The sequence below is a fragment of the Micromonospora sp. CPCC 205554 genome (genome assembly GCF_036902745.1).
Classification (GTDB): domain Bacteria; phylum Actinomycetota; class Actinomycetes; order Mycobacteriales; family Micromonosporaceae; genus Micromonospora; species Micromonospora tulbaghiae.
Genome location: NZ_JBAKHP010000050.1, coordinates 1 through 23,363 on the forward strand (window position 1 = coordinate 1; position 23,363 = coordinate 23,363).

Annotated in this window: 18 protein-coding genes; 5 read left to right on the top strand and 13 right to left on the bottom strand. The window is 73.2% G+C overall.

Annotated features, from left to right (window positions below; translation table 11 throughout):
* Window positions 1–905: 905 nt before the first annotated feature.
* From uvrC to rsgA, 4 genes are all read right to left on the bottom strand, one after another.
* On the bottom strand, window positions 906–2,849 hold the full coding sequence (uvrC, locus tag V6U82_RS30735) for an excinuclease ABC subunit UvrC (protein ID WP_334467452.1): 1,944 nt from the start codon (window positions 2,847–2,849) through the stop codon (window positions 906–908).
* Window positions 2,850–2,932: 83 nt separating this feature from the next.
* Window positions 2,933–3,421 (bottom strand): Rieske (2Fe-2S) protein, encoded by a 489-nt coding sequence (locus V6U82_RS30740; RefSeq protein WP_121683574.1) that lies wholly within the window; start codon window positions 3,419–3,421, stop codon window positions 2,933–2,935.
* 118 nt (window positions 3,422–3,539) lie between these two features.
* Window positions 3,540–6,482, bottom strand: a complete 2,943-nt coding sequence (gene uvrA / locus V6U82_RS30745) for an excinuclease ABC subunit UvrA (protein WP_128138863.1) — start codon at window positions 6,480–6,482, stop codon at window positions 3,540–3,542.
* Window positions 6,483–6,690: 208 nt separating this feature from the next.
* Window positions 6,691–7,770 carry a ribosome small subunit-dependent GTPase A gene (gene rsgA / locus V6U82_RS30750; RefSeq protein WP_334467455.1) on the bottom strand — a complete coding sequence of 360 codons (1,080 nt, stop codon included), beginning with the start codon at window positions 7,768–7,770 and terminating at the stop codon, window positions 6,691–6,693.
* 238 nt (window positions 7,771–8,008) lie between these two features.
* Between rsgA and V6U82_RS30755 the strand changes: the two genes are divergently transcribed.
* Together V6U82_RS30755 and V6U82_RS30760 are read left to right on the top strand one after the other, a co-directional pair.
* The gene (locus V6U82_RS30755) at window positions 8,009–8,725 is read left to right on the top strand and encodes a maleylpyruvate isomerase family mycothiol-dependent enzyme (RefSeq protein ID WP_334467457.1); all 717 of its coding nucleotides are present in this window, start codon (window positions 8,009–8,011) and stop codon (window positions 8,723–8,725) included.
* Between the two features lie 8 nt (window positions 8,726–8,733).
* Window positions 8,734–9,387 (top strand): MBL fold metallo-hydrolase, encoded by a 654-nt coding sequence (locus tag V6U82_RS30760; RefSeq protein WP_128139119.1) that lies wholly within the window; start codon window positions 8,734–8,736, stop codon window positions 9,385–9,387.
* A gap of 45 nt (window positions 9,388–9,432) precedes the next feature.
* On the opposite strand, the gene V6U82_RS30765 is transcribed toward V6U82_RS30760, so the two are convergent.
* Window positions 9,433–10,041 carry a DedA family protein gene (locus tag V6U82_RS30765; protein WP_334467459.1) on the bottom strand — a complete coding sequence of 203 codons (609 nt, stop codon included), beginning with the start codon at window positions 10,039–10,041 and terminating at the stop codon, window positions 9,433–9,435.
* Window positions 10,042–10,124: 83 nt separating this feature from the next.
* On the bottom strand, window positions 10,125–10,805 hold the full coding sequence (locus tag V6U82_RS30770) for a class I SAM-dependent methyltransferase (protein ID WP_334467461.1): 681 nt from the start codon (window positions 10,803–10,805) through the stop codon (window positions 10,125–10,127).
* A gap of 180 nt (window positions 10,806–10,985) precedes the next feature.
* Between V6U82_RS30770 and V6U82_RS30775 the strand changes: the two genes are divergently transcribed.
* Window positions 10,986–11,189: a cold-shock protein gene (locus V6U82_RS30775; RefSeq protein WP_013287480.1), complete on the top strand. Its 204-nt coding sequence runs from the start codon at window positions 10,986–10,988 to the stop codon at window positions 11,187–11,189.
* Between the two features lie 49 nt (window positions 11,190–11,238).
* Here the strand turns inward: V6U82_RS30775 and V6U82_RS30780 are convergent, their stop codons facing one another.
* The 5 genes from V6U82_RS30780 to V6U82_RS30800 all read right to left on the bottom strand — a co-directional run bounded on the left by V6U82_RS30780 (window position 11,239) and on the right by V6U82_RS30800 (window position 16,594).
* On the bottom strand, window positions 11,239–12,546 hold the full coding sequence (locus V6U82_RS30780) for an MFS transporter (RefSeq protein WP_334467463.1): 1,308 nt from the start codon (window positions 12,544–12,546) through the stop codon (window positions 11,239–11,241).
* Between the two features lie 124 nt (window positions 12,547–12,670).
* A complete protein-coding gene (locus V6U82_RS30785) occupies window positions 12,671–13,246 on the bottom strand; it encodes an ArsR/SmtB family transcription factor (RefSeq protein WP_128137615.1) in 576 nt (191 codons plus the stop codon).
* A 97-nt stretch (window positions 13,247–13,343) separates the two neighbouring features.
* Window positions 13,344–14,252 (bottom strand): hypothetical protein, encoded by a 909-nt coding sequence (locus V6U82_RS30790; protein WP_334467464.1) that lies wholly within the window; start codon window positions 14,250–14,252, stop codon window positions 13,344–13,346.
* A gap of 171 nt (window positions 14,253–14,423) precedes the next feature.
* Window positions 14,424–16,073: a CocE/NonD family hydrolase gene (locus V6U82_RS30795; RefSeq protein WP_442933483.1), complete on the bottom strand. Its 1,650-nt coding sequence runs from the start codon at window positions 16,071–16,073 to the stop codon at window positions 14,424–14,426.
* 2 nt (window positions 16,074–16,075) lie between these two features.
* A complete protein-coding gene (locus V6U82_RS30800; RefSeq protein WP_091420471.1) occupies window positions 16,076–16,594 on the bottom strand; it encodes a MarR family winged helix-turn-helix transcriptional regulator in 519 nt (172 codons plus the stop codon).
* A 136-nt stretch (window positions 16,595–16,730) separates the two neighbouring features.
* On the opposite strand from V6U82_RS30800, the gene V6U82_RS30805 reads away from it, so the two are divergent.
* The gene (locus V6U82_RS30805) at window positions 16,731–18,857 is read left to right on the top strand and encodes an MMPL family transporter (RefSeq protein WP_334467466.1); all 2,127 of its coding nucleotides are present in this window, start codon (window positions 16,731–16,733) and stop codon (window positions 18,855–18,857) included.
* Between the two features lie 54 nt (window positions 18,858–18,911).
* On the opposite strand, the gene V6U82_RS30810 is transcribed toward V6U82_RS30805, so the two are convergent.
* Both V6U82_RS30810 and V6U82_RS30815 read right to left on the bottom strand, forming a co-directional pair.
* Entirely contained in the window at window positions 18,912–19,781 is an 870-nt protein-coding gene (locus V6U82_RS30810) for a lytic transglycosylase domain-containing protein (protein ID WP_334467468.1), read from the bottom strand.
* A 32-nt stretch (window positions 19,782–19,813) separates the two neighbouring features.
* Window positions 19,814–21,286: a DedA family protein gene (locus V6U82_RS30815; RefSeq protein ID WP_334467470.1), complete on the bottom strand. Its 1,473-nt coding sequence runs from the start codon at window positions 21,284–21,286 to the stop codon at window positions 19,814–19,816.
* 131 nt (window positions 21,287–21,417) lie between these two features.
* Between V6U82_RS30815 and typA the strand changes: the two genes are divergently transcribed.
* The gene (gene typA / locus V6U82_RS30820) at window positions 21,418–23,286 is read left to right on the top strand and encodes a translational GTPase TypA (RefSeq protein WP_128139099.1); all 1,869 of its coding nucleotides are present in this window, start codon (window positions 21,418–21,420) and stop codon (window positions 23,284–23,286) included.
* Window positions 23,287–23,363 lie beyond the last annotated feature (77 nt).

Here is a 23,363-nt window from a genome sequence, read left to right on the forward strand (position 1 = left end):
GGGACGGCCGGGGGTGCCCGTCGCTCGGGGATGTAACGACGACCGGGCCGGGCCGATTCCCCGGACCTGCCGTGGACGCCGGGGCCGCGCCGGTGTCCGGCGCTCGACCCTGGTGCCTGGGCGGTCAGCCATGTACAACGCCCCGCGCCCGGCCCGGATTCCGCCACGGCAGTGGCACCCACCACCACAACCCGGGCACCGAACCGGACAAAAACCCCAGAACCCCCGCCCACTGCCCCGACCGAAACACGGCCTCCGCCCGCCTGCCGGCACGTCGCCCCGTCGACGCCCGAACTGGAACCCGATGGGTGTCTCCGCCCCCGTCTGACACCCACGACGTCCCAGCGACGATCGGGGCCATCCAGCCGGCGAGAACGCCGTTCCACGCGCTGAGAACCGGTGCAGATCTTGGTACGGAAGTGCGCCCACAGGGGCCATTCCGTACCAAGATCTCCGCTGCCCCTCCCCGAGCCGCACCCGCCCGAGATCACCCCACCCCGGATGCGCGATCTTGCACTTTGGTACCCGGCTAACACCGCAAAACGGGCACACCGAGGGCGGTAAGTGCAAGATCGCGCGAGAAAGCGGTCGGGCCGACTCGGGGGCGGCACACCGCGCCGCCGACGAGCTACGTACCTCCCATGAGGCGGGATGGTGGTTTCGCTCATCGGGACCGGACCCGGGGCTGGAACGTCATGGGTGCCAAACGGGGGCGGAGACACCCATGACGTTCCACCCGGGCATGGGCACGGGTCGGCGGTGATGTGCCGGCAGGCCGGACGGTGCACGTTCAACGACGCACGCTGGGCAGCGGGCACGACCGGCGGACAGCAGGCACGACCGGCGGACAGCGGGCGCGACCGGGTGGCGACGAGCGAGCGCAGGAAGGGTCAGCGCAGGGAAGGTTAGGACGAGGTGGTGGCGGCGTCCGTGGAGCCGTCGAGCGCGGCCAGGATCGCCTCGGCCGTCCGCCTGCCCACCCCGGGCACCTCGGTGATCTCCTCCACGGTGGCGGACGACAGCCGCTTCAGCGAGCCGAAGTGCCGCAGCAGTGCCTTGCGGCGTACCTCGCCGAGGCCGGGGACGTTGTCCAGCGCGGATTCGGTCATCCGCTTCGAGCGCCGCTGGCGGTGGAACGTGATGGCGAAGCGGTGGGCCTCGTCGCGAACGCGTTGCAGCAGGTAGAGCGCCTCGGAGGTGCGCGGCAGAATCACCGGGAACTCGTCGTCGGGCAGCCAGACCTCCTCCAGCCGCTTGGCCAGCCCGCACAGCGCCACGTCGTCGATGCCCAGCTCGGCGAGCGCCTTCGCGGCGGCGGCGACCTGGGGCGGGCCGCCGTCGACGACGACGAGCTGCGGCGGGTACGCGAACTTGCGCGGCCGCCCGGTGGTCGGGTCGATGCCGGGCCGGTCGGGGTCGGAGGTGGTCTCCTCGCCCAGCTCACCGGTCTCGGCGCGGGCGTCCAGGTAGCGGGCGAAGCGCCGCCGCAGCACCTCGGACATGGCCGACAGGTCGTCCGTGGCGCCGCGCACGATGAACCGGCGGTATTCGCTCTTGCGGGGCAGCCCGTCCTCGAACACGACCATGCTGGCGACCACGTCGGTGCCCTGGATCTGCGACACGTCGAAGCACTCGATGCGCAACGGCGACGTGTTCATGCCGAGCGCGTCGGCGATCTCGTCGAGCGCCTGGCTGCGGGTGGTCAGGTCGCCGGCCCGCTTGAGCTTGTGCCGGGCCAGCGCGTCCTTGGCGTTGCGTTCGACGGTCTCCAGCAGCGACCGCTTGTCGCCGCGCTGCGGCACCCGCAGCGACACCCGGCTGCCCCGGCGGGCGGTCAGCCAGTCGGCGAGCGCCTCGGCGTCGCCGGGCAGCTCGGGCACGAGCAGCTCGCGGGGCACGTCGGCCTCGCCCTGCTCGCCTCCGTACACCTGGGTGCAGAAGTGGTGCACGAGGTCGCCGGTGGTCAGCTCCTCGGTCTTCTCCACCACCCAGCCGCGCTGGCCGCGCACCCGGCCGCCGCGGACGTGGAAGACCTGCACGGCGGCTTCGAGCGGGTCGTCGGCGAAGGCGACCACGTCGGCGTCGGTGCCGTCGCCGAGCACCACCGTCTGCTTCTCCATCGCCCGGCGCAGCGCCGCGACGTCGTCGCGCAGCCGGGCGGCCCGCTCGAACTCCAGCTGCTCGCTGGCGTCGAGCATCTCCTTCTCCAGCCGCCGGACCATGGTGTCGGTGCGCCCGGCCATGAAGTCGCAGAAGCCGTCGACGATCTCCCGGTGCCGTTCGGCGCTGACGCTGCCGACGCACGGCGCGGAGCACTTGCCGATGTAGCCGAGCAGGCAGGGCCGGCCGACCTGCCCGGCCCGCTTGAACACCCCGGACGAGCAGGTCCGCGCCGGGAAGACCCGCAGCAGCAGGTCGAGCGTCTCGCGGATCGCCCAGGCGTGGGAGTACGGCCCGAAGTAGCGCACACCCTTGCGCTTCACCCCGCGCATCACCTGCAACCGGGGGTATTCCTCGTCGAGCGTGACCGCGAGATAGGGGTACGACTTGTCGTCGCGGTAGCGGACGTTGAACCGGGGGTCGTACTGCTTGATCCAGGTGTATTCCTGCTGGAGCGCCTCGACCTCGGTGGCGACGGTGATCCAGTCGACCGACTCGGCGGTGAACACCATCTGCCGGGTGCGCTGGTGCAGGCCGACCGGGTCGGCGAAGTAGGAGTTGAGCCGGCTGCGCAGGTTGCGCGCCTTGCCGACGTAGATCACCCGGCCGGTGCCGTCGCGGAAGCGGTAGACCCCTGGCGACTCCGGGATGGTGCCGGGCGCGGGACGGTAGGTCGAGGGGTCAGCCACGGTGTCAAGCCTAGTCCGCACCCCTGACACCCGACCGGAGCCGCGCCCCCGCCGACCACCGGCCGACGGGGGAGCGGAACGAGTCAGGCCAGCTTGATCTGGTCGCCGTCGACCTTGATCTCCTTCGCCGCGAGCGGTTTGGTGGCCGGGCCGCCCTTCACCGAGCCGTCGACGATCGAGAACCGGCTGTTGTGGCAGGTGCAGTTGATCGTGCCGCCGTCGACGTTCGACACCGGGCAGCGCTGGTGGGTGCAGATCGGGTCGAACGCCTTGAACTGGCCGGCCTCGGGCTGGGTGATCACCACGCCCTGGCTGGCGAACACGGCACCGCCGCCGACCGGGATGTCCGAGGTGCGCGCCAGCGCGCTGCCGCCGTCCCGGTCGCCGCCGCCGGCGTCGCCGGTCGCGGTGGCGCCGGGCGGGCCGCCGCTGGTCGGGGCGAGCCCGGGAGACGCGTCGTCGTCGCTGCCACAGCCCGCGAGCACCACGGCCGCGCCGAGCGCTCCGGCCCCGGCGAGCAGGGTACGGCGGCTCTGGGTTACCGGTCGGGTCAGCGCCTGATCATCACTCATGTCCGGCCTTTCTCTCGGCTTACTGCGGAAACACGCACCAGCGTGCGGCACGGTTCATACTGGCGCGTCACAGGCCGGGCATTCACTGCCCGGCCTGCGAGAACGCGTACCGGATGGGTCAGCGCGCCCCGGCGGGGACCTTGCGGGCCCGCGACTTGGCGCTGCCGTTGGCCTTGGCCGCCCGGGTGGTGGCCGCCTTGGCGCCCTTGGCCTCGCCGTCGAGCTTGAGGATCGGCCGCAGGAACTGCCCGGTGTGGCTCTCCGGCACCTCGGCGACCTCCTCCGGCGTGCCGGTGGCGAGCACGGTGCCGCCCCGGTGACCGCCCTCGGGGCCCATGTCGATGAGCCAGTCGGCCGTCTTGATCACGTCGAGGTTGTGCTCGATGGTGATGACCGTGTTGCCCTTGTCGACCAGGCCCTCCAGCACCATCAGCAGCTTGCGGATGTCCTCGAAGTGCAGGCCGGTGGTGGGTTCGTCGAGCACGTAGACGGTGCGGCCGGTGGAACGCTTCTGGAGTTCAGAGGCGAGCTTGACGCGCTGCGCCTCGCCGCCGGACAGCGTCGGCGCGGGCTGGCCGAGCCGGACGTAGCCGAGGCCGACGTCGACGAGCGTCCGGAGGTGCCGGTGGATGGCCGGGATGGCGGAGAAGAACTCGGCCGCCTCCTCGATCGGCATGTCCAGCACCTCGGCGACCGTCTTGCCCTTGTAGTGCACCTCAAGGGTCTCGCGGTTGTAGCGCGCGCCCTTGCACACCTCGCAGGGGACGTAGACGTCCGGCAGGAAGTTCATCTCGATCTTGATGGTGCCGTCGCCGGAGCACGCCTCGCAGCGCCCGCCCTTGACGTTGAACGAGAACCGGCCGGGGCCGTACCCCCGGACCTTGGCCTCGGTGGTCTCGGCGAAGAGCTTGCGGATGTGGTCCCAGACGCCGGTGTAGGTGGCGGGGTTGGAGCGCGGCGTCCGCCCGATCGGCGACTGGTCCACGCCGACGACCTTGTCCACGTTCTCCAGGCCGGTGATCCGGGTGTGCCGGCCGGGCACCAGCCGGGCGCCGTTGATCTGGTTGGCCAGCACGGTGTAGAGGATGTCGTTCACCAGCGTCGACTTGCCCGAGCCGCTGACGCCGGTGACCGCGATGAGCTGGCCGAGCGGGAAGCTCACGGTGAGGTTGCGCAGGTTGTGCTCGCGTGCGCCGTGCACCACCAGCTCTCGGCCCGGGGTCTGCGGCCGGCGGGTGGCCGGCGTCGGGATGGACTTGCGCCCGGACAGGTACGCCCCGGTGACCGACTCGGTGTTGTCCAGCAGCGCCGGCACCGACCCGCTGTGCACGATCTTGCCGCCGTGCTCGCCCGCGCCCGGGCCGATGTCGACGATCCAGTCCGCCACCCGGATGGTGTCCTCGTCGTGCTCGACCACGATCAGCGTGTTGCCCAGGCCGCGCAGCCGCAGCAGCGTCTCGATGAGCCGGTGGTTGTCCCGCTGGTGCAGGCCGATCGACGGCTCGTCGAGCACGTAGAGCACGCCGACCAGGCCGGAGCCGATCTGGGTGGCCAGCCGGATGCGCTGGGCCTCGCCGCCGGAGAGCGTGCCGGCCGGGCGGTCCAGCGAGAGGTAGTCCAGGCCGACGTCGAGCAGGAACTTCAGCCGGGCGTTGATCTCCTTGAGCACCCGCTCGGCGATCATCTTCTGCCGGTCGGTCAGCTCGATGCCGGCGAGCAGGTCGGCCGCCTCGCCGACGGAGAGGTTGCAGACCTCGGCGATGCTCTTGCCGGCCAGCGTGACCGCGAGCACCTCCGGCTTGAGCCGGGTGCCGCCGCAGGCCGCGCAGGGCACGTCCCGCATGTAGCCCTCGTACTTCTCCCGCGACCACTCCGACTCGGTGTCGGTGTGCCGCCGCTCGATCCACTGCACCACGCCCTCGAAGCCGGTGTAGTAGGAACGCTCGCGGCCGTACTTGTTGCGGTAGCGCACGTGCACCTGGTCGTCGGAGCCGTGCAGGATCGTCTTCTGCGCCCGCGACGGCAGCGCCCGCCACGGCGTGTCGATGTCGAAGTGCTCGGCCTCGCCGAGCGCCTCCAGCAGCCGCAGGAAGTATTCGAGGTTGTGCCCGGTGGCCCAGGGCTGGATCGCGCCCTCGCGCAGCGTGCGCTCCGGGTCGGGGATGACCAGTTCGGGGTCCACCTCCTTCTTGGTGCCGAGGCCGGTGCACTCCGGGCAGGCGCCGTAGGGGGCGTTGAAGGAGAAGACGCGGGGTTCCAGGTCCTCGATGGCGAGGGGGTGGTCGTTCGGGCAGGCCAGGTGTTCGGAGTAGCGGCGCTCCCGGGCCGGGTCGTCCTCCGGCAGGTCGACGAAGTCGAGCAGCACCAGGCCGCCGGACAGGCCGAGCGCGGCCTCGACCGAGTCGGTCAGCCGCTGCTTGGCGCTCGGCTTGACGCTGAGCCGGTCGATCACCACCTCGATGGTGTGCTTCTCCTGCTTCTTGAGCTTCGGCGGCTCGGTCAGCGGGTGCACCACGCCGTCGACCCGGGCGCGGGCGTAGCCCTTGGCCTGGAGTTCGGCGAACAGGTCGACGTACTCGCCCTTGCGGCCGCGCACCACCGGCGCGAGCACCATGAACCGGGTGCCCTCGGCCATGGCCAGGACCCGGTCGACGATCTGCTGCGGGCTCTGCTTGGAGATCCGCTCGCCGCAGATCGGGCAGTGCGGCTCGCCGATGCGGGCGAACAGCAGGCGGAGGTAGTCGTAGACCTCGGTGATCGTGCCGACGGTGGAGCGCGGGTTGCGCGAGGTGGACTTCTGGTCGATGGAGACGGCGGGACTGAGGCCCTCGATGAAGTCGACGTCGGGCTTGTCCATCTGGCCGAGGAACTGCCGGGCGTACGACGACAGCGACTCGACGTAGCGGCGCTGCCCCTCGGCGAAGATGGTGTCGAACGCCAGGCTCGACTTGCCCGAACCGGAGAGCCCGGTGAAGACGATCAGGGCGTCCCGGGGCAGGTCGAGACTGACGTCACGCAGGTTGTGCTCGCGCGCGCCACGGATGATCAGTCGGTCGGCCACGGTGCGTGTGCTCCCGGAAGAAGAATATGAGGCGGATCTGTGCACCAGACGCCGGGTCTGGGTGGTTTTCACAGGTTGTCGGGGCGCAGAAAAGACGCCTCGGCAACTCTAGCCCCGACGTATGACAACTTCCGTCGCGCGAACATTCCCCCAGCTCAGGCCGGTCGGGCGCGAACCACGCAGGTCGGCCCGACCGGCCCGGGCCGGCTCAGAATGCCCCGGGAGCGGGCGGGGTCGCCGGACGCCCGGTGCGTCGCCGCCCGCCCCGCCAGCCGCCCCGTCGTTCGGCCGCCAGCCGCGCCGCCCGGCGGCCGCTCTCGTGCTCGATCTCCCGCTGCAGCCGGCGCCAGCTCTCCCAGCGGCGCACCGGCAGCTCGCCGTCGTCCAGCGCGGCCCGGACCGCGCAACCCGGCTCGGCGTCGTGGGCGCAGTCGGCGTACCGGCAGCCGGCGGCCAGCTCGGTGATGTCGGCGAACGCCCGGTCCAGGCCGGACGCGCCGTCGAGCAGGCCGACCGCCCGTACGCCGGGGGTGTCCAGCACCGCTCCCCCACCCGGCAGCGGCACCAGCGACCGCCAGGTGGTGGTGTGCCGGCCCTTGCCGTCGACGCGGCGGATCGCCTGGGTGCGCATCACGTCCGCTCCGGCCAACGCGTTGACCAGGCTCGACTTGCCGGCGCCGGAGGGGCCGAGCAGGCCGAGCGTGCGTCCCGGGGCGACGTGCCGGCGCAGCGGCGCGAGGCCGGTGCCCCGCTCGGCGCTGACCGGGAGCACCGGCACCCCGGGCGCGAGGTCGGCCAGCTGCCGGGCCACCGCCGCCGGGTCGGCGGCCAGGTCGGCCTTGGTGAGCACGACGAGCGGCTCCGCCCCTGATTCGTGCACCAGGGAGAGCAGCCGTTCGATCCGGGCGGCGTCCGGTTCCGGGTGCACCGGCTCGACCACCGCGGCGGCGTCGAGGTTGGCCGCCAGCACCTGGCCGCTGGCGTCCTTGCCCGCGGTACGCCGTACCAGGGCGGTACGCCGCGGCAGCACCGCCTCCACCGTGACCGGGCCGTCGGGCCAGGTGGACAGCAGTACCCAGTCACCCGCGCAGGGCAGCGCGGTCAGGTCACGGGCGGCGGCGGACAGCACGCCGCCGCCGAGGCTGGCCCGCACCGGCCCCTGCGGGCACAGCACGGTGCAGACGCCCCGGTCCACCCGGGCGACCCGCCCGTGACGGTGGCCGGCGCGCCGGTCGAGATGGGCCGCCCAGCCGGCGTCCCAGCCGAGGGCGGTCAGATCGAGAGTCATGGTGTCCTCATCGGTGTCGAGGGGAGGTACGGCGGAACACACGCGTTGCGACCGGCATGCGCACCACCTCCCCTCCGACTCCCGGTGCCGCGTTCGCGACGACGTGGACCCCGGCGCGTCCGGCACCGGCGGCGATGTCGTCGGCCCCGACGGTAGGTGGCACGCCGACGCGCCGAAAGCGATTTCCCCCCGGGCACGGCCCGGTCCGGCCCGCTAGGGTCGGACGCGTGAGAACGAGATGACGAGCGACCCCCTGCTGCTGACCGGTGCGCTGGCCGAGGCGAACGACCGGCTGCTGCGTACCGTGTCCGGCCTGACCGCCGCGGACGTCGCGGCGCCCTCGCTGCTGCCGGGCTGGACCCGCGCGCACGTGCTCACCCACCTGGCCCGCAACGCCGACGGGTTCGTCAACCTGCTCACCTCGGCGCGCACCGGCGAGGAGATCCCGATGTACGCCTCGGCGCAGGCCCGCGCCGACGACATCGACGCCGGCGCCGGCCGGGGCCCGGCCGACCTGCTGGACGACGTACGCCGCAGCGGCCAGCGCTTCGACGCGGCGGTCGCGGCGATGCCCGTGGAGGCCTGGGGCGCCACGGTGCAGACCCGGCGCGGCCCGTGGCCGGCGGCGATGCTGGTCTGGGGCCGGCTGCGCGAGGTCGAGGTGCACCACGTCGACCTGGCGGCCGGGTACCGGCCCGCGGACTGGCCGGAGGCGTTCGCCCAGCGGCTGCTGCACGAGGTGGTGACCGGGCTGGCCGCCAACCCGGCCGCACCGGCCATGGTGCTGCGTTTCGACGGCGCGGCGTCCGAACTCGTCGTGGGTGACCCCGAGGGGGCGCCCACGGTCACCGGCCCCGCGCCGGAACTCGCCGCCTGGCTGACCGGCCGGGGCGCGGGCGAGCTGCTCACCGTCGAACCCGACGGCCCTCTGCCGAATCCACCGGAATGGATCTGAACATCGTCATGACCTACACGGGAGACGTCACGCCCGGCGGTCCGCCGGCCGTGCGCGAGCTCGACCGGCTCACCGTCACCAAGCTGTCGGTGGGCCCGATGGACAACAACGCCTATCTGCTGCGCTGCCACGCCACCGGCGAGCAGGTGCTGATCGACGCCGCGAACGAGGCGCCGCGCCTGCTGGAACTGGTCGGCGACGGCGGTCTGGCCGCCGTGGTGACCACGCACCAGCACATGGACCACTGGGTCGCGCTGGAGGAGGTGGTGGCGAAGACCGGGGCGCGCGCGCTGGTGCACGCCGACGACGCCGAGGGTCTGCCCATCGAGGCCGAGCGGCTCGGCGACGGCGACACGGTGCCGGTCGGCGACTGCGCGCTGGAGGTCATCCACCTGCGCGGGCACACGCCGGGCTCGATCGCGCTGCTCTACCGCGACCCGGCCGGCACCCCGCACCTGTTCACCGGTGACTCGCTCTTCCCCGGTGGCGTGGGGAACACGGACCAGGACCCGGAGCGTTTCGGCCGGCTCATCGACGACGTCGAGGCCAGGCTCTTCGACCGGCTGCCGGACGACACCTGGTTCTACCCCGGCCACGGCAAGGACAGCACCATCGGCGCCGAGCGGCCCGCGTTGCCGCAGTGGCGCGCCCGCGGCTGGTGAGCACGCCCGGCCCGGCCTCCCCCGTGACGGCCGGGCCGGGGGCGGTCAGCCGGTGACCGCTCGCAGCCGGCGCCGGGTGGCGAGCAGCACCGGACCGGCCAGCAGCAGCCCGACCGCCATGGTCAGCACCGTCGGGTTGAGCGCGCCGGGCAGCAGACCGGTCAGCGTCCGCGCGGCGAGCCCCAGCGCCACGTAGAGCCCGGCCCACGCGGTCGCCCCGGCCGCCGCGCAGGCCAGGAACCGCCGGTACGACATCCGCAGCCCGCCGGCGGCCAGCGGCAGCAGCGCGTTGAACACCGGCAGGAACGGCGCCACCAGCACGATCCGTCCGCCGCCGCGGTGCAGCAGCGTCTCGGCGGCGGCCCAGCGGGACTCGCCGATCCAGCCGCCCACCCGGCTGTCCCGCAGCCGCCCGCCCCAGCGCCGGCCGGCGAAGAAGCTCAGCGACCAACCGGCCAGGCAGCCCGCGACCACCGCCGCGACGGTGAGCGCGCCGCCGGCCGGACGACCCGCGCCGACCGCGGCCAGGACCGCGGCGTCGCCGGGCACCAGCACCCCGATCAGGGGTACGGCGTCGACGAGCATGACCACGCCGAGCAGCCCCATCAGCAGGGTGGTGGGCAGCTCACCGGCGGCGGCCACGATCTCGTTCATGAGCTGCACGCTATGTCCCGGCGGCACACCGGCACATCGGGCATGATCCCCCAGTGGTCCCCGACACCCGCCCGGGCAGACCCCTAGGGCCAGCGGGGTCGCAGCACCTGCACCCGGCGTACCGGGGAGTCGACCGAGGGTTCGGTGGTCGGCACCGGGTAGCTGGCCACCAGTTCCAGCCCGTCCGGCGGCAGGTGGCCCCGGTCCGGGTCGCCGACCAGCACCTGCACGCCGTGCGCGGCGCACCGGCGCAGGTAGGGCAGGACCCGGGCGGCCAGCCCCGCGTCGTAGAGCGCGTCCCCGGCCACCAGCAGGTCGGCGCCCGCCACCCCGTCGAGCAGGTCGGCGCCGTCGGCGGTCACCCGGACCCGGTTGGCCCGGGCGTTGACGGTGACCGCCGCCACCGCGTACGGGTCGATGTCGTTGGCGACCACCTGGTCGGCCCCGGCGAGCGCGGCGGCGATGGCGACCAGCCCCGATCCGGCGCCCAGGTCGAGCACCCGCCGGCCGGCGGCCAGCTCGGGGTGGTCCAGCAGGTGCCGGGCGAGCGCCTGGCCACCGGCCCATACCGAGGCCCAGTACGGCGGCGGCAGCGACCGCCCGGCGGCCGCCTCCATCCGGGCCCACCACAGGATGGCGTCCTCGGCCAGGTGCAGGCGCACCTCCGGAACGAACGGCGTACCGACCAGGCGCAGGCGGTCCGGGCCCCCGCCGGGCGCCGCGATCTCCTGCTCCAGGTCGGCCAGAGCCGTCTTCCTGCTCATCCGGGCAAGCATGCCGTGCCGGGCCCGACGGCGGGGTCTTTTTCCGGTCGCGCACGTATTCACGGGCGCGCCGCGCGCTTCCGGCAGCGGATTCCGGTCCGGACGGTTACTGTCGGGGTGGTACAGGGCGATCACCGGCCGCGGAGCCGGTGCTCGCTCGCATTGAACAGGGAGAGACGCATGGCAACCGGCACGGTCAAGTGGTTCAACTCGGAAAAGGGCTTCGGCTTCATCGAGCAGGACGGCGGAGGCCCGGACGTGTTCGTCCACTACTCGGCCATCCAGAGCAGTGGCTACCGCGAGCTGAACGAGGGCCAGAAGGTCGAGTTCGAGGTGACCCAGGGGCAGAAGGGCCCGCAGGCGGACAACGTTCGTCCGATGTAACGCGTGCCGGTGGCGGCGGTCGGAGCCCGACCGCCGCCGCAGTGCATCATCAGGACGGCGCGGCCGGCAGGTCGCGCCGCCTCCGTAGTGGCCCGGCCAGCAGGTCGCGCCGCCTCCGTAGTGGCCCGGCCAGCAGGATCAGCGGGGTCAGCGCCAGCCAGGCGGTCATCGTCCGGATCGCGCCGCCCGGCCCCCACGCCGCGCCCAGCGCCCCGGCGAGCAGGGCGGCCAGCGGAATCGTCCCGTAGTTGAGCAGCTGCATGCTCACCGTGACGCGGCCGAGCAGCCGGTGCGGCGTGTACGTCTGCCGGAAGCTGCCCTTGACCACGTTGCCGACGGCGACGCCGAGGCTCACCAGCACCCCGCCGAGCACCAGCCAGCCGGTGCGCGCGCCGGGGCCGGCGAGCGGGATCAGCAGCGCCGGCGGGCCGGTCAGGGCGCCGGCGACCAGCAGCGTGCGGGCGCTGCCGAGCCGGCGGGACAGGCGCGCGGCCAGCCCGGCGCCGATCACACCACCGAGGCTGGCGAGTCCGATCAGGAGGCCGACCAGCCCGGCGGGCAGCTCGGCCGAGCGGACCAGGAACACCACCAGCACCGCCTGGTAGCCGGTGAGCCCGATGTTGCTCGCCGCCCCGAAGACCGTCAGCACCCGCAGGTACGGGTCGCGTACGACGAACCGCAGGCCGGCGGCGACCTCCCGGCGCAGCGACGTCGCCCCGGCGGGACGGTGCGGCCGGGGCTCGACGGCTCGGATGCGGCGCAGGCACAGCGCGGAGAACAGGAAGGTCAGCGCGTCCAGCGCCACCGCGGCGACCGCGCCGACGATCTGGGCGACCAGACCGGCCAGTCCCGGCCCGACGAGGTAGCTCGCGGTCTGGGTGGCGTGCAGCCGGGCGTTGGCCTCGGGCACCTGCTCGGGACGCAGCAGCGTGGGCAGGTAGACCTGGTCGGCGGTCTCGAAGAAGACCCGGGCGAGTCCGGCGCCGAGCGCCACGACCAGCAGGTGGCCGACGGTGAGCAGTCCGGCCAGGGCAGCCACCGGCACGCTCGCGAACAGCGCCGCGGCGGCGAGGTCGGCGGCGATCATCACGGGCCGGCGGCGGACCCGGTCGACCCACGCCCCGACCGGCAGGCCGGCGAGCAGCCACGGCAGCCACGCCGCGGCGGTGAGCACCGCCACCTGGAACGTGGTCGCGTCGAGCACCGCGACGGCGACCAGCGGCAGCGCCACAGCGGTCATGTTGCTGCCCACGGCGCTGACCGTGTGGCCGGTCCAGAGCAGCCGGAAGTCGCGGTGCCGGAACAGCCGGCCGGGCGGCGCGCCGACCGGCCCGGACGTGCGTACGGGGGCGGTCACGGCCGACACCCCGCTGCGGCGCTCACGGCCCACGCCGGGGCGCTCACGGCACTCACCGGGCCGCTCACGGCACTCGCCGGAGTGCCGTCGACGGACACGGCGCTCGCCGGAACGCCGTTAACGGTCACGGCCGGCCCGGGACGCCGTGGGCGAACACGAAGACCGGGTCGCGGCGCTGCCCGTCGTCGGGCACCGGCCGGTCCGCCCACCGGGCCAGCAGGGCGATCACCTCGCGGCTGAGTTCGGCCAGCTCGTCCGGGGTCAGGCGCAGCCACTTGTCGGTGCTGAACGGCCCTTCGCCCCACGCGGCGTGTGCGTCGTCGGGTGCCGCCTGCCAGGCGCGGACCAGCTCGGCGTGCCGTTCCAGGTTGAGTGAGCTGGCCGCGTCGGCCACCACCCGGGCCGCCGGGTCGTCGTCGAAGTCACTGTTGGACCAACGCACCCCCCGGTCGCGCAGCCGCCACCAGCGTTCCCGGCGGTCGCGGGCCAGCTCGGGCGCCTCGACCAGCAGGTCGGCGGCGGCGAGCACCTTGAGGTGGTGGCTCACGTTCGCCGGCGCCTGGCCGGTGTGCTCGGCGAGCATGCCGACGGTGCACGGGCCGTACACCTTGAGGACGTCCATGAGCCGGCGGCGCAGTGGGTGAGCGAGCGCGGCGAGCACCCGCGAGTCGGTGACCTGCCGGACGGTTGGCTGTTCCATGCGGCGAGTCTGGCATCCACAAGAGCTGTTGCGCAACATCTCTTGCTAAATGATCCGGACCGCGGCGCCGCGGCGCGACGGCCGCGGCGCCGGACGGTCAGGCGGTCAGACGCCGGGACAGTTCGTCGGCCACATCCCGGGCGATCTGCGGCGGGATGGCCTCGGCGATCTTCTCCGGCGGCAGCCCGGCCAGCACCCCGGAGACGATCTGTTCCTCGTCGGTGAAGTCCTTGCCGGACAGCTCGTTCACCTGCGCCACCAGGGCCGGCCAGGCGCGCAGCATCGCCAGCATCTGCTGCAACGGCGAGTTCGGCATGGGCGGATTGACCAGCCCGGCGGTGCTGGCCGGCGAGATGAGCCAGTTGCGCAGGTTCTGCAGGTCGGCCAGGACGTCTCCGACGGTCCGGTTCTTCGAGCCGGTGTCCCGGATGAGCTTGTCGGTCTGTTCCATGTCGTCCTCCGGTTTGGCGACGGCGATCATTCCGATCGCGGTGAGGTAGCGGCGGAACAGCGGGGTCTGGTCCCGTCCCGCCTTCGTGGAGTCGCGGAAGAAGCTGAAGTGGGTGTGGAACAGGTGGCTGCTGTCACCGCTGGTCCGCCGTCCCAGCCGGTCCCAGCGGCGCACCGTCCGCCCGTCCGGGGAGTAGATGATCTCCCGGATGTCCCGGGTGTCGGCGGCGTTGGCCGCGCACTGCGCCACCATCCAGGCCGAGAAGGTCCGCAGGTTGTGCGTGCCGCCGCCGGAGCGGACGGAGAACGCGCCGACGTCCAGCGCCGACGCGTACAGCGTGAGCCCGGACCGGTCCCGGGTGGACTCCACCACCGAGTAGTCGTTCGTGACGACCCGGTCGGAGCCGCAGTGGTAGCCGCCGCGATGGTTGACGTCGCCGACGATGCCGACCTCCGCCGGCTCCAGGTCGTCGGCGCGTACGGCGTTCTTGTCGACGTTGAGGTAGGTGAGTAACAGATTCCGGACGGCCAGCAGATTCGCCGGGGCCGACGTCATGGCAGGTCCCCTTCCGATCGATGATCGGCGAGGGCACGACAATCACACCGCGTGAGGGCGTGCGATCCGCGGACGCGCCCCGCCGGATAACTGCACGGCACCGGGCACTTGCTCCGAGCTTAACCACGGTTAGGCGAAAGTGCCCAGCTCAGAGGTGGTTTTTTTGAACTATCAGCCCGCTGTGGACGGTGCCGCCACGAGCGGCAGCACCAACGCCGAGGGATGCTCACGATCGTGGAGGATCTCCCGCCAGCCAGCACGAAGCGTCACAGCGGTGCCGAGCGGCTCGCCGGTGCCGGGGTTGCGGGCGTAGCGGGGGTGGGCGCCGCCGGAGACCTGCACCCGCAGCCGGTGCCCCGGCGCGAAGCGGTACGCCGTCGGCCAGAGTGTCACCGGCACGGTGACCACTCCGGACGGATCGCGCGGGAACCGTCCGGGCTCGACGCGGACCAGGCCGTCGCAGACGTTCCAGGAGCGCCCGCGCCGGTCCACGTCGCACAGACGCACGAACACGTCCAGGTACGACAGTTCGCTGCGCAGGTGGATCTCGGCGCGTACCGGCCCGGCCACCTCGACCGGGTCGCGCAACGGCTCGCTGGTGTAGACGAGCACGTCCGGGCGAGCCTCGACCGGCCGGTTGTCCACCGCGCCGGCCCGCTGGGCCACCAGCAGCGGACCACCGAGCGAGGGTGTCGGGTCGGCCGGGTCGTACCAGATCCGGTCCGGCGTGCCGTGCTCCTGCCGTTCCGGGGCCAGCCCGCCGGCGGAGCGCAGGTGCCACCGGGCGGGCGTGGCCGGTGGCGGCCAGTCCGGCAGGTCACGCCAGCCGCCGCCGGCGCCGCCGACGTGCACCCGCACCGGCGAGCGGTCCGGCCCGGGGCGCCCGGCCAAATGGGTGTCGAGCCAGTCCAGGCCCTCCCGCAGCGAGGCCAGGAGCAGTCCCGGGCTGCCGTGCGTCCACGGCCCGACGACCAGGCGGGTTCGCGCCCCGGCGGCCCGCAGGCGGGCGTAGTCGTCGAGCTGGGCCGGCAGGAAGATGTCCTGCCAGCCGCTGACCATGGCGACCGGCGCGCGGACGTCGGTGATCCGGTCGCCGAAGACCCGGGTACGCCAGTAGCCGGCGTCGGGGGTGTGGTGGCGCAGCCACTCCTGGAAGAACGGGACCGTCACGCCGGTGGCGACCCGGTCGGCCTCGGCCAGCGGCAGGTGCGCCAGGGCGCGGGCGAGCCGGGGCTGGCCGCGCTTGAGCTCCCACTGCCGGGCCAGCCAGGGCACCGTCTGCGCCTGGAGCAGCTCGGCCCAGGTGAGCACCGTGTCCAGCGCGAACGACTCTCCCGCGTACGTGGAGTCGCGGGTGGCCGACGCGGTCACCACGGCGACCATCGCGCGCAGCTCGTCGCCCGCCTCGGCGGCGAGCGCCCACTGCACGAAGCCCTGGTAGCTGGCGCCGAACATGCCGAACGCGCCGGTCCACCACCGCTGGCGGCGCAGCCAGTCCAGCGTGTCCAGGCCGTCGTCGCGCTCGTGCACGAGCGGGGCGAACTCGCCGCCGGAGCCGAACGTGCCGCGGCACGACTGGATCACCACGTGGAAGCCCCGCTCGGCGATCAGGCGGCCGAGCAGCCGGATCGGCCCGCCCCGCCCGTACGGGGTGCGGATCAGCACGCACGGCGCGGCGGGCAGGCCGGGCGCGTAGTGGTCGGTGCGCAGCGTCACGCCGTCGCGTACCCGGACCGGGATGTCCCGGGCGACCGCGACGCGCCCGGTGCGGGCGGCGGGCAGTCGCAGCGCCGCGGTGGCGGCCCGGGTGACCAGCCGCATGATCAGTCGGCCGGGCCGGAGGCGGCGCCGCGACGGGGGGCGGCGCGGATCTCGTCCCGGTGGGTCCGCATGGAGTGGACCATCTCGGCCATGAACCGGTGCACCACCGCCAGCTCGTCGTCGCTGAAGCGCTCCATCACCTCGTCGGTACGGCGACCCAACGGCCCGAAGAAGCTCTGCGCGAGCGTGGCGCCGCGGTCGGCGTAGTGCAGGAGGATCTTGCGTCGGTCGGCGGTGTCCCGGTCGCGCCGGATGTGGCCGCCGCGCTCCAGCCGGTCGACCAGCGCGGTCACCGAGCCGGAGGAGAGGTTGAGCGCCTCGCCGAGCCGGCCAGGGGTGATCGGGTCGCCCACCAGCTCGGCCTCCATGACCGCGATCAGGGCGTACAGGTCGGTGGCGTTGAGCCCGTGCAGCCCGGCGAACGCGTGCCCGATGTGCTGCGCGTCGACCGAGTAACGACGCAGGTCGTTGGTGATGTCGGCCACCATGCGACCGCGTGGGTCGTCGCGTCGCCGGTACATCCTGTGCGCCGCCACCGCTTGCCGCCACCCCCTGTCGAACAGTTCCGGTTGCAGCATAGAACCACCCCGGATAATCTCGCTCATCAAGATACTTGTTGAGAGAGAATCCCCCGCGACCAATATGTGAGGGCATCAGATGTCTCTGTTCACCCGCGTCGTCCGGGGCCGGCTGGCCGCCTGGCTCACGCTGGCCGCCGCGCTCGTCGTCGGCGTGGTCGCCTTCGGGCTACCGAAGCCGGACAATCCGGCGCCCGTCTCCGACACCGGCCTGTCCGTGGAGTGGCAGTCGACACAGGTCGAGCGGCTTCAGGAGCAGTTGCCCTCCAAGGACGCCCAGACCGCCCTGGTGGTGGTCAGCCGCGCCGACGGGAGCCCGCTCAGCGGCGCTGACCGCAGCACGCTCGACGACATCTCCGGCGACCTCGGCTCGCTCGCCGCCGGTGGGCGGGTCTCCCCCGCCCAGGTCTCCCCGGACGGCACTGTGGCGCTGGTCGCGGTGCCGCTGTCCACCGAGGGCGGGCCGTCGGCGGTGGTCGACGAGGTGGAGAAGCTCCGCGAGGCGGTCGGTGACCTGCCCGGCGAGCTGACCGTCGAGGTCACCGGCGGCCCCGCGTTCACCGCCGACCTGGGCAAGGTGTTCCAGGGCGCGGACACCACGCTGCTGCTGGTCACCGCCGCCGTGGTGGCGGTGCTGCTGCTCGTCACCTACCGCAGCCCGTTCCTGTGGCTGGTGCCGCTGCTGGTGGTGGGCGCGACCGAGCAGATCACGCTGCGCGTGGTGGAGTCCCTCGTACCGGCCTTCGGCATCTACCTGCCCAGCGGGCAGGTGACGGGCATCGCCAGCGTGCTCGTGTTCGGCGCCGCCACCAACTACGCGCTGCTGCTCATCGCCCGCTACCGGGAGGAACTACGCCGTGAGGAGGACCGGTTCGCCGCCATGCGCTCGGCGCTGCGCCGCACCGCCGAGCCGATCCTGGCCAGCGGCAGCACCGTCGTCCTCGGCGTGCTCACGCTGCTGCTCTCCGAGCAGGAGACCAACCGGGCGCTCGCCCTGGCGTGCGCCACCGGTGTGATCCTCGCCATGCTCTCGGCACTGTTCGTGCTCCCCGCCGCCCTGCTGCTGTTCGGCCGGGGCCTGTTCTGGCCGTTCGTCCCCCGCGTCGGCAGCGCCGCCCGCGAGGGCCGGATCTGGGGCCGCCTCGGCGAGCTGGTGGTCCGCCGGCCGCTGCCGGTCGCCGCGCTCGCCGTCCTGCTGCTCGCCGGCCTCGCCCTCGGCGGCCTGGGCATCCGTACCGGGCTGTCCGAGACCGAGCAGTTCAGCGAGAAGCCGGAGGCGGTCGCCGGAGCGGAGACGCTCGCCCGGGCGTTCCCGGCCGGCAGCACCCAGCCCGTCGCGGTGCTCACCACCCCGCAGGCCGCCCAGGCCGTCCTCGCCGCGGCCGGCGGCGTCGACGGGGTCGCCTCGGCCCGGCCCGGCGCCGCCGGTGACCGGGTCGCCCAGATCGACGTGGTGCTCACCGCCGAGCCGGGCAGCGCCGCGTCCGACCGGGCCGTGGTGGCGCTGCGCGACGCCGTGTCCGCCGTACCGGACTCGGCACCGCCCGCCGTGGAGGGCGCGGACGCCCCCGACGGCGCCCTGGTCGGTGGTTCGGTCGCCGCCACGTACGACTCGAACGAGGCCAACACCAAGGATCTCCGGCTGATCCTGCCGCTCATCCTGCTGCTGGTCGGCGCGGTGCTGGTGCTGCTGCTGCGCGGGCTCCTGGCGCCGCTGCTGCTGGTGCTCACGGTCATCGGCTCGTTCTTCGCCAGCCTCGGCGCGGCCTGGTTGCTCTTCGACCACGTGCTGGACTTCCCGGCGCTGGACAGCGGGGTGCTGCTGCTCGCGTTCGTGTTCCTGGTGGCGCTCGGCGTCGACTACAACATCTTCCTGGTCACCCGGGCCCGGGAGGACGCCCGGCGCACCGGCACCCGCGACGGCATGCTGTCGGCGCTGCGGGTCACCGGCGGTGTGATCACCAGCGCCGGCATCCTGCTGGCGGCGGTGTTCGCGGTGCTCGGCGTGCTGCCGCTGATCACGCTCACCCAGATCGGCATCATCGTCTGCATCGGCGTGCTGCTGGACACGCTGCTGGTCCGGACCGTCCTGGTGCCGGCGCTGGCGTTCCTGCTCGGCGACCGGTTCTGGTGGCCCGGACGGATCAAGCGGGACGCCGACGCGCCCGCCGCGACGCCGGCCGAGCCGGTTCCCGCACGGGACTGAACCGACGGGCGGGGGCCGGCGTACGCGCCGGCCCCCGCCCGATTTCCCGGTCGCTCAGAAACTCAGGCACTCGCACTCGGTCATCAGCGCCCGCACGTTGCGCACGTACTGCGGGTTGGGGATGGTCAGCGGCCGGTCCTCCCGCGCCACCGCGCCGTGCCCGTAGTTGTAGGCGGCGATCACGGCGTTGAGCAGGCAGGAGTTCAGCTCGCTGGTGCACAGCGAGGCGTCGAGCCGGTAGTCGGACTCGAAGTACATGTCGCCGATGTACTTGGTCAGCCAGGCCAGGTAGGTGCCGCCCAGGTAGGCGTTGTCCCGGTAGGCGTCGATGTCGTACGACTGGCCGAACCGCTGGTTCATCCACTCCGCCGTGGCCGGCATGACCTGCATCAGCCCGACCCCGCCGTCACAGGCGACGATGTTGGACTGCCACCCGCTCTCCTGCCAGGCGGTGGCCTTCAGCAGCGCCGACGGGATGCGGATGTCCGGCGCCGAGGTCGGCCAGTAGGTGCGCGCCGCGGCGTCGGCGAGCGCCGCCTTGACCTGGCTCTGGCTGGCCTTGGTGCCCCGGTAGCTCGGCTTGCAGCCGTCGTCCACCGGCTTCGGCGGTGCCGGTGGCACCTGGGTCTCGGTCGGCGGCTTCGGCCGGGCCAGCGGCGCCGTGGTCGTGCGGGTCGGCTTCGCCCGCGGCTTCGGTTTCGCCGACGCGCTCGGGCTGGGCCGCCCGCCCATCGCCGCGACCGCCGGTGGCTCCTCGCTCGGCGCGTCGGCCGGCGCCTCCTGCGGTTGCTCCGTCGCCGCCGCCGTGGGCAGTTCCGCGGCGACCTCCCGGACCGGCTGTTCCTGCTCCCCGCACGCCGTCAGCGTGGCCGCCGTCAGCAACGCCACCACTGTCACGGCCCACCGGCCGAGTCCTCGCCGCATCGGACCTCCCCGTAGTCCCCCGTCGGCGCACCCTAGCAAGGATCGACGGGTCCGGGGGGTACCCGCGACGCGGACCGGCGCCGCCGGGGCCGGGGCGGCGAGTCCTCCGGGACCGCGTCGGCCGGCCGATCGCCACGGTCCGCGTCGGCCGGCCGATCGTCCGGGTCCGCAGGCCGGTCCCGGGTCGCCCACGCCACCACGAACACGGTCGTCCACGCGAGGCCGAGCAGGACCGCCGTGACGGTGCCGCTCGCCGTACTGAAGCCCAGGTAGAGCCGCGCGCCGGTGACCGTGACCACCCCCGCCGACGCGGCCGTCCACACCGCCGCGCCCACCGGCCAGCGGGCACCCCGCGACAGCAGCCAGGCGAGCGTGCCGAAGCTCGCGGTCACCACCGCGTTCTGCGTCGGGAACAGGTCACCGGGGCGGTCCGGGCCGCCCGGGCCGGTCAGGTCCGCGACGACGACGAGCAACACCAGCGGTACGGCGGCGCCGACTGTGCCCAGCACCCCGAGCGGGTCGGCCCGCCACGCCCGCCCCCGCCGCGCCACCACCGCGGCCACCACCGCCACCGCGGCGATCAGCACCCAGCCGCGCAGCACCGACACCGCGAGCAGCGCCGTGTCGACCACCCCTGGGGTACGCCGGGCGGCGAACCAGTCGGCGACCAGCCCGTCGAGGACACCCAGCCCGCTGTGCGCGACGACCGCCTCCAGCAGGACCGCCACGGCCAGCCCGGCGACGAACAGCAGCGCCAGTCCCAGCGCCAGGTTGATCAGCAGCGTCCAGGCCGGGCCGACCCGCATGGCGACCAGGAAGAACAGCACCCCGTACCGGGCCCGCAGCCAGCGCAGCGGCGGCAACGCGGCGGCCCGCGCCGCCAGCGCGCGTACCGGGTCGGGGTTGCGCCCCAGCCAGCGGCCGGCGAGCACCACGGCGAGCAGGCACAGCAGCAGGGCCAGCACCGCGCCGGTGGCCCGGCCGAGCAGCTTCGACACCCGCTCGTACGACTCACCGGCCAGGTAGCCGGCCAGCACCGAGGCGCCGACCCAGCTCGCCACCCCGGCCAGGTTCCACGGCGCGAACCGCCGGTACGGCATCCCCGCCGATCCGGCCAGCCGGGGCGCCAGCGTGCGGGCGAACGCGATCCAGCGGGCGGCGAACACGCCCCGGCCGCCGAGGCGCTCCAGCAGCGAGTCGGCCCGCCGCCACCGGTGCGCGCCGATCCGGGCACCCACCCCCGAGGCGCGCAGCCGGGGGCCGTACCGGCGGCCCGCCCGCCACGCGAGTGTGTCTCCGATCACGGCGGCGGCGGTCATCGCCACCAGCACGGGCGCGAGGCGCAGCGTCCCCGCGTACGCTAGGAAGCCGACCAGAAGCAGGGTCGCCTCGCCGGGCATCAGCAGCCCGACGATCACCGCGGTCTCCGCCGCGACGATCGCCGCGGCGGCCACGTAGATCAGCAGGGGCGGCAGCTCCTGCAGCCAGCTCAGCAGGTCAGGCATCGGACACCCCGCACGGGTGTCAGCATGCCAGTCGCTGGAACGGTCGGCACAGCACTTTCGACGCAGATCCGGGCGATCTCGGGGTGACCCCGAGGCGTGCCCCGGCAACCGCAGACAGGAGTATGGAGGGTATGCAGCTACGCACCGACCTCCGCAACGTCGCCATCATCGCCCACGTCGACCACGGCAAGACGACCCTGGTCGACGCCATGTTGCGGCAGGCCGGCGCCTACGGCGCCCGTGGTGAGAACACCGAGCGGGTCATGGACTCGATGGACCTCGAGCGCGAGAAGGGCATCACCATCCTCGCCAAGAACACCGGCGTGCGGTACATGCCGGCGGACGGCTCGGAACCGGTCACCATCAACATCATCGACACCCCCGGTCACGCCGACTTCGGCGGCGAGGTCGAGCGCGGCCTGACCATGGTCGACGGTGTGGTGCTGCTGGTCGACGCCAGCGAGGGCCCCCTGCCGCAGACCCGGTTCGTGCTCCGCAAGGCGCTGCGCGCGCGGCTGCCGATCATCCTGGTGATCAACAAGGTGGACCGTCCGGACGCCCGGATCAAGGAGGTCGTGGACGACACCTACGAGCTCTTCCTCGACCTGGACGCCGACGAGGAGCAGATCGACTTCCCGATCGTCTACGCCTGCGCCCGCGACGGCATCGCCTCGCTGACCCAGCCCGCCGACGGCGCCGTCCCGGACGACAGCAGCAACCTGGAGCCGCTGTTCCGCACGCTGCTGGACACCATCCCCGCGCCCGCGTACGACGAGGGCGCGCCGCTCCAGGCCCACGTCACCAACCTCGACGCCTCGCCGTTCCTGGGCCGGCTCGCGCTGTGCCGGGTCCGCCAGGGCACCATCAGCAAGGGCCAGACCGTGGCCTGGTGCCGCACCGACGGCAGCACCCAGCGGGTACGCATCTCCGAGCTGCTGATGACCGAGGGCCTGGAGCGCAAGCCGGCCGAGTCCGCGGGGCCGGGCGACATCATCGCCGTCGCCGGCATCCCGGAGATCATGATCGGTGAGACGCTGGCCGACGCCGAGAACCCGGTGCCGCTGCCGCTGATCACCGTGGACGAGCCGGCCATCTCGATGACCATCGGCACCAACACCTCGCCGCTGGTCGGCCGGGTCAAGGGCGCCAAGGTCACCGCCCGGATGGTCAAGGACCGGCTCGACAAGGAGCTGATCGGCAACGTCTCGCTGCGGGTGCTGCCCACCGAGCGGCCGGACGCCTGGGAGGTGCAGGGCCGTGGTGAGCTGGCCCTGGCGATCCTGGTCGAGCAGATGCGCCGCGAGTCCTTCGAGCTGACCGTCGGCAAGCCGCAGGTGGTCACCAAGGAGATCGACGGCAAGACCTGCGAGCCGGTCGAGCGGCTGACCATCGACTCCCCGGAGGAGTACCTGGGTGCGATCACCCAGCTCCTGGCCACCCGCAAGGGCCGGATGGAGCAGCTGGTCAACCACGGCACCGGCTGGATCCGGATGGAGTGGCTGGTCCCGGCGCGCGGCCTGATCGGCTTCCGGACCGAGTTCCTCACCGAGACCCGCGGCACCGGCATCCTGCACCACGTCTTCGAGTCGTACGAGCCGTGGTTCGGCGAGTTGCGCACCCGCAACAACGGGTCGCTGGTCGCCGACCGGTCCGGTGCGGTCACCGCGTTCGCCATGACCAACCTCCAGGAGCGCGGGCAGCTCTTCGTCGAGCCGGGCACCGAGGTGTACGAGGGCATGATCGTCGGCGAGAACTCCCGCTCCGACGACATGGACGTCAACATCACCAAGGAGAAGAAGCTCACCAACATGCGCTCGTCGACCGCCGACGAGACCGAGAAGCTGATCCCGCCGCGCAAGCTGTCCCTGGAGCAGGCGCTGGAGTTCTGCCGCGAGGACGAGTGCGTCGAGGTCACCCCGGCCGCGGTGCGCATCCGCAAGGTGGTGCTGGACCAGACCCAGCGCGGCCGGATGGCCGCCCGCCGCAAGCACGCCGGCTGACCCACCCGCTCACCAGCCCCACCCGGAGCCCGGCCCGCCCCCAGGCGGACCGGGCTCCCCCTCCCCCCTCCCCCCTT

Bases quoted from the DNA above. Each gene is read 5' to 3' on its own strand.
- V6U82_RS30790 (WP_334467464.1), bottom strand. From the start codon at position 14,252: ATGACGTCGGCCCCGGCGAATCTGCTGGCCGTCCGGAATCTGTTACTC.
- V6U82_RS30765 (WP_334467459.1), bottom strand. From the start codon at position 10,041: ATGAACGAGATCGTGGCCGCCGCCGGTGAGCTGCCCACCACCCTGCTG.
- V6U82_RS30785 (WP_128137615.1), bottom strand. From the start codon at position 13,246: ATGGAACAGCCAACCGTCCGGCAGGTCACCGACTCGCGGGTGCTCGCC.
- rsgA (WP_334467455.1), bottom strand. From the start codon at position 7,770: ATGACTCTCGATCTGACCGCCCTCGGCTGGGACGCCGGCTGGGCGGCC.
- V6U82_RS30755 (WP_334467457.1), top strand. From the start codon at position 8,009: ATGACGAGCGACCCCCTGCTGCTGACCGGTGCGCTGGCCGAGGCGAAC.
- V6U82_RS30795 (WP_442933483.1), bottom strand. From the start codon at position 16,073: ATGCGGCTGGTCACCCGGGCCGCCACCGCGGCGCTGCGACTGCCCGCC.
- V6U82_RS30770 (WP_334467461.1), bottom strand. From the start codon at position 10,805: ATGAGCAGGAAGACGGCTCTGGCCGACCTGGAGCAGGAGATCGCGGCG.
- V6U82_RS30760 (WP_128139119.1), top strand. From the start codon at position 8,734: ATGACCTACACGGGAGACGTCACGCCCGGCGGTCCGCCGGCCGTGCGC.
- V6U82_RS30775 (WP_013287480.1), top strand. From the start codon at position 10,986: ATGGCAACCGGCACGGTCAAGTGGTTCAACTCGGAAAAGGGCTTCGGC.
- typA (WP_128139099.1), top strand. From the start codon at position 21,418: ATGCAGCTACGCACCGACCTCCGCAACGTCGCCATCATCGCCCACGTC.
- V6U82_RS30740 (WP_121683574.1), bottom strand. From the start codon at position 3,421: ATGAGTGATGATCAGGCGCTGACCCGACCGGTAACCCAGAGCCGCCGT.
- V6U82_RS30805 (WP_334467466.1), top strand. From the start codon at position 16,731: ATGTCTCTGTTCACCCGCGTCGTCCGGGGCCGGCTGGCCGCCTGGCTC.
- V6U82_RS30815 (WP_334467470.1), bottom strand. From the start codon at position 21,286: ATGCCTGACCTGCTGAGCTGGCTGCAGGAGCTGCCGCCCCTGCTGATC.
- V6U82_RS30810 (WP_334467468.1), bottom strand. From the start codon at position 19,781: ATGCGGCGAGGACTCGGCCGGTGGGCCGTGACAGTGGTGGCGTTGCTG.
- V6U82_RS30800 (WP_091420471.1), bottom strand. From the start codon at position 16,594: ATGTACCGGCGACGCGACGACCCACGCGGTCGCATGGTGGCCGACATC.